Genomic DNA, 10,263 nt, shown 5'->3' with positions numbered 1-10,263 from the left:
AGGTCTACGCCGCCAAGCTGGCCACGACCGACTACCAGGGCGTGACGGCCAAGGTGCAGTTCGAGCCCAATGGCGAGCTCAAGACCCCGGCGATGACGCTTTACGTCTACAAAGACGGCAAACGTGTGCCCATCAACTGATTCGTGCTGAATGCCTGCTACAATAGCGGGCTTCGGAGAGGTGGATGAGCGGTTTAAGTCGCACGCCTGGAAAGCGTGTGTGGGTTAATAGCCCACCGCGGGTTCGAATCCCGCCCTCTCCGCCAAGACATGATCCGGCAACGTCCGCTGGAGTCCAAGAGGCCCTAGAGAATCAACGCTCTAGGGCTTTTTTTCGTCCGTGACCGTCCGCTAGCATCCATTTACAGCCGCGAAATTTGGGGGCAACATGGCAGGGGCATCTCTCAAACCTAGAGAGGGTTGCCTGATGCCACTGAAGTGCCCCGGGTATCGTGGAGACCAGTTGGTTTAAGTCAGACGGTCGTGGCCTGACCAGCGCGTTGTTGATGGTAGTTTGCCTCGAATTCAGCAGGCGGGACATTGCCCAGTGGCCCCATCAATCGATGGTGGTTGAACCAAGAGACCCATTCCAGCGTTGCCAGTTCAACTGAGGTTGCCCCTGAGTTTCGGAGTGCTTAGCCCGGATTGTCATGCGGCGTTCTTGCGCTGAGCCGCCAGCCAGCGTTGTTCATACTGCATCGGCCTGAGATAACCCAGCGTCGCATTCAGGTGAGGGGGATTAAATCTTCTTAGCCAGCGTGGCGATGGGCAGCACCAACGTCAACGGATTGCTGCTCAACGCGGTAAACCCGTGATGTTGATAGAACGCCGCCGCGACATCATCTTTGGCATCGACCACCAACGCAAACACACCCATGCCTGCTTGCATGGCACGCTGCCCGGCGTCCCACAACAAGGCTGCGCCGAGTTGCCGTTTTTGATGGTTCAAACTCACGGCCAAGCGTCCAAGGCGTGCCACGGGCACGAGGGGGTAGCGCGGCAATTTCTTGGCCATCTGTTCGGTGACATCGGTCAATGGCACGCTGCCAGCCGCCAGCGTGTAGTAACCGGCGATGGCACCCGTCGTGGAGTCGATGGCGACATAACAAACGCTGGTGCGCCGGCGCATGTCTTGTGAGGCTTGCTCTCGCAGGTAGCGGTCGAGCGGATCACTGCCGCACGCAAAGCCAGAACGGTCATGCTCGGGTGCAAGCACCTCAATCCGAAACGTTCCCGTCACGGCTTCGAAACGATCAGCTTTTGATGCGCTTGCGCCGCGCGCTTCATGGCGGGAGCCAGGGCAGGGGGATCCAGCAGCAGTGATGCAAAGCGCTGTTGCTCATCTATGGACAAGCGAATGATCTGCGCCTGCTCAATGGTGCGGCGGGCCGCTTCCTGGGCGGCGCTGACCAGGAAGTCACTCAGGCTGCGGCCTTCGATTTCTGCTGCACGGCGAACAACGGCCAGCACATCGGGGGCGATGCGGGCTTCAACACGGGTGGTGCGGCTGCTATCGATAGACATGGTGAACCTCTCTTTTACGGTCAATGTACGGTGTTTTAACGTACAAAGTCAAGTGAAAGGTGAAGTGATCGAGCCTGCCAAGCTGGGGGCCTTATTGGGGGCGTGTTCACCCCCTTTCGAGTGCCCTCCTGAGCGGGAGTTACAAACGGGCTGCCACCGCCTAGGATCCGGTCACACACTCGGAGTACCCCCATGGCCCCCAACCTTGAAGCATTGGCCCTTGTCGGCTTTCTCGCTGCCTGTTGCATGCTGGCCTGGGTGGTGAGCCTGCGGCGCAAGGTGCAGCCCCTGGCGCACTGGACCCTCCTGCACATCGACCACAACGGGCAGTTGCAGCGCGCGGCAGTGGCGGTGCTGGGGGTTCATCATCTGGAGCGCCGGCTCATGGTCCGCCGCCACGATGTCCCCGGTCTGCAAACGCTCAAGATCAGCCGCATCGTCGAGGCCATCGATGTGCCTTCAGGCAAGCGCGTGAATCTGGAGCGCTGGCTGGAGCACATCGCTGCTCGGCAGGTCGATCCGGACCCCCTGGACTGTGACATCCGCCGCGTCAGTTGTTCGCCTGGAGGGGGCTGAAGTCCGACGGCCGGTCAGGGGCGCCGCGATCACCTACGATCACGGCTGAGCAACCCACATGACCTGTCACGGAGCCCGCATGCAATACCGCCCCCTTGGCCGCACCGGCATCGACGTCAGCGTGATCGCGCTGGGCACGATGACCTGGGGCCAGCAGAACACCGAGGCCGAGGCCCATGCCCAGCTCGATGCGGCCCTGGACGCCGGCATCAACCTCATCGACACCGCCGAGATGTATCCGGTGCCACCCCGTCCGGACACCCAGGGCCGCACTGAGCAGTACATCGGCACTTGGCTGCGCCAAAGGGGTCGCCGCCAGGACATCGTGCTCGCCACCAAGGCCACCGGCCCCTCGCGCCAGGCCGCCCGGCCCAGCCACATCCGCGAGGGGCGTCTGTCCCTCACGCGCGAGAACCTCTTCGAAGCGGTCAACCTGAGTCTGCAGCGCCTGCAGACCGACCACATTGATCTGTACCAGTTGCACTGGCCAGACCGCTCCACCAACACTTTCGGGCAACTGGGCTACCAGCACGTCAAGGACGAGGTCACCGTGCCCATCGAGGAGACCTTGTCGGCGCTGCAGGAGCTGGTGCAGTCGGGCAAGGTGCGCCATGTGGCGGTGTCCAATGAAACGCCCTGGGGGCTGAGCCGTTTTGTGCATCTGTCGGAGTCGCGTCAGTTGCCGCGTGTGGCCAGCATCCAGAACCCCTACAGCCTGCTCAACCGCAGCTTCGAGATCGGCCTGTCCGAGATCGCCATTCGTGAAGAAGTGGGCCTGCTGGCCTATTCCCCGCTGGGCTTTGGGGTGCTCAGCGGTAAGTACCTGGGCGGTCAGCGGCCCGAGGGCGCCCGCCTGAGCCTGTTCGAGCGCTTCAGCCGCTACAGTGGCGACATCACTCAGAGCGCCACCGAGGCGTATGTGAACCTCTTCCGTCAGCATGGCATCGACCCGGCCCAAGGCGCGCTGGCCTTTGTCAACAGCCGGGATTTCGTGACGGCCAACATCATCGGGGCGACCTCCTTGGCGCAACTGCGCAGCAACATCGCCAGCATCGATGTGGTCCTGCCCCCGGAGGTATTGGAGGGCATCGAGGCCATCCACCGGCGCCACCCCAATCCGGCGCCCTGATCGGTTTAGACTTCGGCCTCCCAAGCTGCCCCCACGATGGTTGACCGATGGCGATGACACCGAGCTGTGCAAAGGACCGAGTTTGAGCAGGAGCTTCAACAGTTCCAGGCTCGTGCGCATGCTGGGTGACGCGATCTCGGTGGACATGGACCCGGCACGGCAGGACTTTGCCGAGCGTCTGAGCCACTGGCTCACGGCGGTCGACACCGTCACGCTGCATGCGACGCTGCAGTCGATCCAGTCGGCGGCCGAGCCTGTGTCGTCTCTGAGGCCCGGCGGGGCGGTGCTGGCGCTGGACGAGGCGTTCTCCAGGGTGCGGGCGTCTCTGGTGGACACCATCATGGGGCTGGCTGCCCGCCACGCGGGTGACATGGACGCCACCTATGCGTCGTTTCACAAGCTTCATCAGGAGCTGCAGCGCCAGATGGAGTCGAAGATCGGTCCCTTGCGCGCCCAGGTGCGGCAGACGCTGTCCAGGGGCTCGCTCCGGCACAGGCAACTGGCTGCGCTGGATGGGGTGATGGAGAAGATGCTGGGCGGGCGAGAGCAGAAGCTGCTGTCGGCCGTGCCCGTGTTGTTCGAGAAGCGGTTCGAGCATCTGCGACAGGCCCACGCGCAGGATGAGTCGTCGCCGTGGCGCGCGGCCTTCTGCCAGGAGTGGCAGAAGGTCTTGCTGGCGGAGCTGGACGTCCGCCTGCAGCCGGTCATGGGATTGATGGAAGCATTCAGCAACGAGGTTGAGAAGAGCCAATGAACAGGATGGTTTTTGCAGTGATCTTCGCCATCGGTCTGATGACCGTGGCGTGGGTGGGGGTGGGGTTCGTGGGCTCGAGCTGGCTGGCGCTGCTCATGACGGCCGTGATCGCCGGGGTCTATGTGCTGGGCGCCTTCGAGCTCAAGCAGTTTCGGGATGCCACCGCGTCCTTGTCGGCCGCACTGGCCAGCATCCCCCAGCCTTTGACGGATTTGGGGGGCTGGCTGGAGCGCGTGCACCCCACGCTGCGCCACCCTGTGCGCCTGCGCGTGGAGGGAGAGCGGCTGGCCTTGCCCGGCCCTGCGCTGACTCCGTATCTGGTGGGTCTGCTGGTGATGCTGGGCATGCTGGGCACCTTCCTGGGCATGGTGGTGACCTTCAAGGGCGTGGTGTTCGCCCTGGAGGGCTCGGCCGATCTGCAGGCCATCCGCGCGGCACTGGCCGCCCCGATCAAGGGTCTGGGCCTGTCGTTTGGCACCTCGGTGGCGGGGGTGGCCGCCTCGGCCATGCTGGGCCTGATGTCGGCCATCAGTCGCCGTGAGCGGGTGGCCGTGGCGAGGCAACTGGAGACTTGCCTGGCCACGGTGCTCAGGCCCTTGTCGCACGCCCATCAACGTGAGCAGACCTACCAGGCCTTGCAGGCGCAGGCGCAGGCCTTGCCGGACATGGTTCGCAGCCTGCAGGCCATGGTGGAGGGCATGGAGCGCCGCAGCCAGCAGTTGAACGATCAACTGCTGGGGCAGCAGGCACAGTTCCACCACGAGGTGTCGGTGGTCTATACCGATCTGGCCCGTACCGTCGGGCAGTCCTTGAACGAGAGCCTGACGGCCAGCGCCCGCGTGGCCGTCGATGGCCTGCAGCCGGTGGTCGAGGCCGCCATGTCCGGCATCGCTCAGGAATCGGCGCGCGCCCACCAGCGTCTGGTTGATGCGACGCAGGGGCAGTTGCTGGGTCTGTCGGCCCAACTGGAGACCAGTGCCCGCACGGTGTCCGAGGGCTGGGCCACTGCGCTCGACACCCATGCACGCACCAGCGAGAAGCTGAGCCAGGATCTGAGCCAGTCGCTGAACGCCTTCTCGCAGACCTTCGAGCAGCGCTCGGCCACGCTCTTGAGCACGGTTGGCGAGGCGGCATCGCGCGCGCAGGCCGGTCAGATGGCGACGTTGGAGAAGGCTGCTGGCGAGATCACCGAGCGCGTGGCCCACCAGGCCGGTCGCACGCTGGACGAGATGGCCGGTTTGCTGAGCCGCTCGGAGGAACTGATCCGCTCGCGCATTGCCTCTGAAGAACAGTGGCTGAGTCAGCAAGCCGATCGCATGGATCAACTGGCCACGGTGTGGCGCGCCGAATTGGGCGCCCTGCGGGACGAAGAGGCCGTGCGTGCCCAGGCCGCCATCGATCGGCTGGGGGATCTGCAGGCCGCCCTGGCCAGCCACCTGGCCACGCTGGGCGCGGCCCTGGAGGCCCCCCTGACCCGCCTGTTGCAGACCTCGGCCGAGGTGCCGCAGGCCGCGGCGGACGTGATCTCGCAATTGCGTCAGGAGATGGGCCGGATCACCGAGCGTGACAACCTGGCCCTGCAGGAGCGCACCGAGGTGATGGGCCAGATCCGGGCGCTGCTGCAGGCCATCGAGCAGAGCACGGGGGATCAGCGCACCGCCATGGCCGCGCTGGCCGACTCTGCCAAGACCGTGATGGATCAGGCCAGCCGTCAGTTCGAGCAGACCCTGGGCACCCAGGCCATCAAGGCCGATGAGGTGGCCGCGCATGTGGCGGGCAGTGCGATCGAGCTGTCCAGCCTGGGTCAATCCTTCAGCCACGGCATCGAGCTGTTCAACGCCAGCAACGAGAAGCTGATGGACAGCCTGCAGCGCATCGAGGCGGCCATCGGCCAGTCCCTGGCGCGCAGCGATGAACAGCTGGCCTACTACGTGGCGCAAGCCCGTGAGGTGATCGATCTGAGCATCACCTCGCAGCAAGGCATCGTCGACGATCTGCGCAGGCTCCACGGTCAGCAGTCGGCGCAGGCCGCGAGGGCCGCCTGATGACCGTGCTGCAAGAGCAGGACGATGGGGTCGAACACACCGCGCCGGTCTGGGCGGTGTTTGGCGACCTGATGGCCGGCCTGGTGGGCGCCTTCGTGCTGATCCTGGTGGGCGTGCTGGTGGTGCAGATGGGCCTGCTGGCCGATCTGGAGTCCGAAGTTCGCAAGCGCCAGATGGAGGAGCAGCGCCGCATGGCCCTGGAGAAGGCCTTGGCCATCCCGCTGCAGACGGGCCGTGTCACGCTCAACAACGGGCGCATCGGCATCAGCGGCAGCGTGCTGTTCCCGGTCAACTCCGATCAGTTGCGCCCCGATGGACGGCAGTTGCTCAAGAGCCTCGTTCATCCTCTGAAGGTCTATCTCGGCGAGCGCCAGGAGATGTTGATGGTGAGCGGCTTCACGGACGACAAACTCATCCGTGGCGGCAAGGATCAGCGCTTTTCTGACAACCTGGAGCTGTCGGCCCAGCGCGCACTGACGGTGACCCGAGCGCTGATCGATGAAGGCATGCCCTCATCGCAGGTCTTTGCGGCGGCCTTCGGGGCCGAACAGCCCGTGGCCTCCAATGACGACGAGAAGGGGCGGGCCCTGAACCGCCGGGTGGAAATGGCCCCCGTCCCCAAGGCTGCCCCAACACCCACCCCAGCCCCCGCCCTCAAGCCATGAACGACGTGGAGCCCGCCGAGCCGCCCTGGTCGCTGGACGCCCTGCGTCGCGAGGGCGCGCCGCGCCTGGATCCTATGCGCTTTCGTTATCTGGAGGTCTTGTCCCAGCGCTTGCCGACGGCGCCACCCGCCGTGCAGCGCATCCTGGCGGACAAGCTTGATGCGGGGCTGAAAGCCTGCGCCGAACGCTGCCAGCAGACCCGGCAGGCCCCCCGAGCAGAGGCGCCACGCCCGGCGCAGGCCTCCCCACTGAGACAGTTGAACGAGCACATCCAGAACCTGCAGCAAGGCCAGCCCGGGGTGGAGGAGAGCCCGCGCTGGGAGGGCGAGCTGCAAGACCCCCATGAGATGAAGAGCCTGCGGCTGTTCCGCGAAACCTGGGCCAAGATGGCAGCGCAGGATCAGGTGAACAAGGCCGTGGACCGTGCGCCCGACAATGCCGGCCCGCTCAACTCTCATCGCCTGGTGCTGCGATCTCTGGGCCTGATGCGTGATCTGTCGCCCGACTACCTCAGGCGCTTCCTGTCCCAGCTCGATGCCTTGCTGTGGCTTGAACAGGTCCAGCAGCAACTGGCCGTGGGCGAACCCAAGTCGGCACGGCGGGGCAAGAAGGACAAATGATGATGCCGGTGGGCGCTCAAAGCAGCGCCTTGGCCGCCTCGATGCGCAGGGCCAGGGCCACGGTCTCGTCGTTCATGACATCGAGCAGAAAGCGCCGAGGGTCGGTGCCGGAGCCAGAAAGGGAGGGCGCCGAAGGGGCGACCGTCGTCACCACGGCTGCCTGCGCCGCAGCGGGCTCAAGCTGCGCCAGCGCCTGCTGAAAATCTGCTGGCTGGATGCTGCGCAAGGGGGCCAGCACATCGGCCTGGCCATCGCGGCCGGGTGGAATGTCCAGCCAGGGCGTGTCAGCAAACACCGGGGCCAGATCGGGCGCGACAAAGGCGGACCAATGATCCTCATCGGCCTGTGGGGCCGGGATCAGGCGGGCGTGCTGCGCCGGGTGGCTGCCGTCCACCTGGGGTAGCAGGCGCAACCGTTCTGGCCGAATGTCTGGCAGATAGCGCGCACGCAAGGCCTCCATGAACGCCCAGGCCTGGGCCGCAGGCACCGGCTGGGCCAGCGAGAACCACAGCTGGAACCCATCCGTGCCCGACACCGCGATGGCCGGCGCGGGCAGCGCCAGATCGGCCTGCACCCCTTGCCACACGGCGGACAGAGCCCCCCAATCGGCCGGGCGGGACAGCTCCAGGACCATGGCGCGCACCCGCCCCTGGGCGTCGATCAGGCCAGGGGCTGGCTCGTCGGCTGGCTGCCCCGTGGCGGGGTGCGGCATGTAGAGGCGATGCAGTTCGGACGTCAGTCGGGTCATGGCGGGCATCGTACTGGACTCAGGCCACGGCCACCGGCACCCGGTTGAGGCGCTGGCGCAGCACAAAGCTGGTGTGCACCCCCGTGACGCCCTGGATCCGCGTGATCTTGTTGAGCAGCAGATCCTGGTAGGCGTCCATGTCGCGCACCACCACCTTCAATTGGTAGTCGGCCGATTGCCCGGTGATCAGCAGGCACTCCAGCACCTCGGGGATGTCGCCGATCAGGCTCTCGAAGTTGCCGAAACGCTCCGGGGTGTGCTGGTCCATCGAGATGTGGATCAGGGCCATCAGGCTCAATCCCAACGCCTTGGCATTGACCAGGGCCTGGTAGCCGGTGATCAGACCACTGTCCTCTAGTGCCCGGACGCGCCGCAGACAGGGGGAGGGCGACAGCCCGATGCGCTCGGCCAGCTCCTGATTGCTCAGGCGCCCATCGAGCTGCAATTGCCGAAGGATCTCGCGGTCAAAACGGTCAAGAGATGGCGCTGGATTCATGGGTAAGGGCTGTTTGTGCTTTTTTATAAGTCATTATTGGAATTTTATGCCATGCACGAAGAATCTGGGAGCAACTTCGCAATCATCTGCTGAGGCCGACGGCATAAGATTTCCACATCGCCAAACCGATTGGCAAACAGCTCCAGCCCCCACCATGCAACACACCTCCAGCGCCAAATACCGCCCCTTTTCGCCCGTGACCATGGTCGATCGCCAGTGGCCCAACCGCGTGATCGAGCGCGCGCCCATCTGGATGAGCACCGACTTGCGTGACGGCAACCAGGCCTTGTTCGAGCCGATGAACGTCGACAAGAAGATGCGCATGTTCCAGATGCTTTGCGACATCGGCTTCAAGGAAATCGAAGTGGGCTTTCCCTCGGCCTCGCAGACCGAGTTCGACTTCGTGCGCGGGCTCATCGAAGCCGACCGCATCCCCGAAGGCGTGAGCATCGAGGTGCTCACCCAGGCCCGCGAGCCGCTCATCCGCCGTACCATGGAATCGATCCAGGGCGCCAGGCAGGCCATCGTGCACTTCTACGCCGCCACCAACGATGCATTCCGCGAAACCGTGTTCAACATGGACCGCGCCGAGGTGGTGAAGATGGCGGTGGACGCCGTCGAGTTGATCAAGTCGCTGGCCGCCGAGATGCCCGAAACCCGCGTGACGCTCGAATTCAGCCCCGAGCACTTCTCGTCCACCGACCTCGATTTCGCCCGCGAGGTGTGCGATGCCGTGACCGCCGCCTGGGGCGCCACGCCCGAGCGCAAGGTCATCCTCAACCTGCCCGCCACCGTTGAGGTGGCATCGCCCAATGTCTATGCCGACCAGATCGAGTGGATGCACCGCCACCTTGCCCGCCGCGACAGCGTGATCCTCAGCTTGCACCCGCACAACGACCGCGGCACCGCCGTGGCTGCTGCCGAGCTCGGCCTGATGGCCGGTGCCGACCGCGTCGAGGGCTGCTTGTTTGGCAACGGCGAGCGCACCGGCAACGTCGACCTTGTCACCCTGGCGCTCAACATGCACACCCAGGGCGTCGAGCCCGGCTTGGACTTCGGCGACATCAACGCCGTGGCCCGCACCTACGAGTTCTGCACCCAGCTCCCGATCCATCCGCGCCACCCGTACGTGGGAGATCTCGTGTTCACGGCCTTCTCCGGCTCCCACCAGGATGCCATCAAGAAGGGGTTTTCTGCCCAAAAGGCAGATGAGCCTTGGTCGGTGCCTTACCTGCCCATTGACCCCACCGATGTGGGCCGCACTTACGACTCCATCATCCGCATCAACAGCCAGTCGGGCAAAGGCGGCGTGGCCTACCTGCTGGAGTCCGACCACGGCATCGTGATCCCGCGCCGCATGCAGGTGGAGTTCTCGGGCGTGGTACAGCGCCACACCGAGGCGGTGGGCGGCGAGGTCTCATCAACGATGGTGCGCGAGTTGTTCGGGCAGACCTACATGCCCCAGGATGCCGGTGTGCGCTACGTGGGCTACCGTGTCTGGGATGCAGCGGGTCAGCTCGGCATCACGCTGGAGCTGGCCGTTGACGGCCAGGCCATGCGCCTGAGCGGTCAGGGCAATGGCCCGGTGGATGCCGCGGTGGCCGCGCTGAGTGAGCTGGGCGCGGGCTGGCGTGTGTTGAGCTTTGAGGAGCGCTCGACCACGGCCAGCGCCACATCGGGCAGCGCGCCCGCCTGCGCGGTCGTCGA

At 65.1% G+C, this 10,263-nt stretch carries 11 protein-coding genes, 1 tRNA gene and 1 pseudogene; 8 read left to right on the top strand and 5 right to left on the bottom strand.

Annotated elements, in window-relative coordinates; all coding sequences use genetic code 11:
- The first annotated feature begins 174 nt into the window (after nt 1-174).
- Nucleotides 175-265 (top strand) — tRNA-Ser (locus tag VFW84_RS11605).
- Between the two features lie 207 nt (nt 266-472).
- On the opposite strand, the pseudogene VFW84_RS11600 reads toward VFW84_RS11605, so the two are convergent.
- The 3 genes and pseudogenes from VFW84_RS11600 to VFW84_RS11590 all read right to left on the bottom strand — a co-directional run.
- Nucleotides 473-610: pseudogene (locus VFW84_RS11600) on the bottom strand (IS3 family transposase); the annotation flags it as partial.
- 128 nt (nt 611-738) lie between these two features.
- Nucleotides 739-1,215 carry a GNAT family N-acetyltransferase gene (locus VFW84_RS11595; protein WP_329680616.1) on the bottom strand — a complete coding sequence of 159 codons (477 nt, stop codon included), beginning with the start codon at nt 1,213-1,215 and terminating at the stop codon, nt 739-741.
- Between the two features lie 20 nt (nt 1,216-1,235).
- Entirely contained in the window at nt 1,236-1,523 is a 288-nt protein-coding gene (locus tag VFW84_RS11590; RefSeq protein ID WP_329680615.1) for a DUF1778 domain-containing protein, read from the bottom strand.
- Nucleotides 1,524-1,715: 192 nt separating this feature from the next.
- Between VFW84_RS11590 and VFW84_RS11585 the strand changes: the two genes are divergently transcribed.
- The 6 genes from VFW84_RS11585 (at nt 1,716) to VFW84_RS11560 (ending at nt 7,312) form a co-directional block, all read left to right on the top strand.
- A complete protein-coding gene (locus VFW84_RS11585) occupies nt 1,716-2,099 on the top strand; it encodes a hypothetical protein (protein ID WP_329680614.1) in 384 nt (127 codons plus the stop codon).
- 79 nt (nt 2,100-2,178) lie between these two features.
- Nucleotides 2,179-3,228, top strand: a complete 1,050-nt coding sequence (locus VFW84_RS11580; RefSeq protein ID WP_329680613.1) for an NADP(H)-dependent aldo-keto reductase — start codon at nt 2,179-2,181, stop codon at nt 3,226-3,228.
- The gene (locus tag VFW84_RS11575; protein WP_329680612.1) at nt 3,155-3,982 is read left to right on the top strand and encodes a DUF3348 family protein; all 828 of its coding nucleotides are present in this window, start codon (nt 3,155-3,157) and stop codon (nt 3,980-3,982) included. The genes VFW84_RS11580 and VFW84_RS11575 overlap by 74 nt, the downstream gene beginning before the upstream one ends.
- Complete coding sequence (locus VFW84_RS11570) at nt 3,979-6,027, top strand: DUF802 domain-containing protein (RefSeq protein WP_329680611.1); 2,049 nt, start codon at nt 3,979-3,981, stop codon at nt 6,025-6,027. Before VFW84_RS11575 ends, VFW84_RS11570 begins: the two co-directional genes overlap by 4 nt.
- The gene (locus tag VFW84_RS11565; protein ID WP_329680610.1) at nt 6,027-6,692 is read left to right on the top strand and encodes an OmpA family protein; all 666 of its coding nucleotides are present in this window, start codon (nt 6,027-6,029) and stop codon (nt 6,690-6,692) included. Before VFW84_RS11570 ends, VFW84_RS11565 begins: the two co-directional genes overlap by 1 nt.
- Nucleotides 6,689-7,312 carry a DUF2894 domain-containing protein gene (locus VFW84_RS11560; protein ID WP_329680609.1) on the top strand — a complete coding sequence of 208 codons (624 nt, stop codon included), beginning with the start codon at nt 6,689-6,691 and terminating at the stop codon, nt 7,310-7,312. The genes VFW84_RS11565 and VFW84_RS11560 overlap by 4 nt, the downstream gene beginning before the upstream one ends.
- Before the next feature lie 16 nt (nt 7,313-7,328).
- Here the strand turns inward: VFW84_RS11560 and VFW84_RS11555 are convergent, their stop codons facing one another.
- Together VFW84_RS11555 and VFW84_RS11550 are read right to left on the bottom strand one after the other, a co-directional pair.
- Nucleotides 7,329-8,060, bottom strand: a complete 732-nt coding sequence (locus VFW84_RS11555; protein WP_329680608.1) for a hypothetical protein — start codon at nt 8,058-8,060, stop codon at nt 7,329-7,331.
- 19 nt (nt 8,061-8,079) lie between these two features.
- Nucleotides 8,080-8,556, bottom strand: coding sequence for an Lrp/AsnC family transcriptional regulator (locus VFW84_RS11550; RefSeq protein WP_329680607.1), 477 nt, complete (start codon nt 8,554-8,556; stop codon nt 8,080-8,082).
- Between the two features lie 154 nt (nt 8,557-8,710).
- Here VFW84_RS11550 and leuA point away from each other — a divergent pair.
- Nucleotides 8,711-10,263 (top strand): 2-isopropylmalate synthase (leuA, locus tag VFW84_RS11545; RefSeq protein ID WP_329680606.1); only part of this gene is annotated, 1,553 nt, incomplete at its 3' end.

The sequence above is a fragment of the Aquabacterium sp. genome (assembly GCF_036279655.1).
In the GTDB taxonomy this organism is placed as follows: Bacteria; Pseudomonadota; Gammaproteobacteria; order Burkholderiales; family Burkholderiaceae_C; genus Aquabacterium.
Note: the sequence above shows the minus strand (reverse complement) of the source record. Positions and strands in the feature narration are given on the sequence as shown.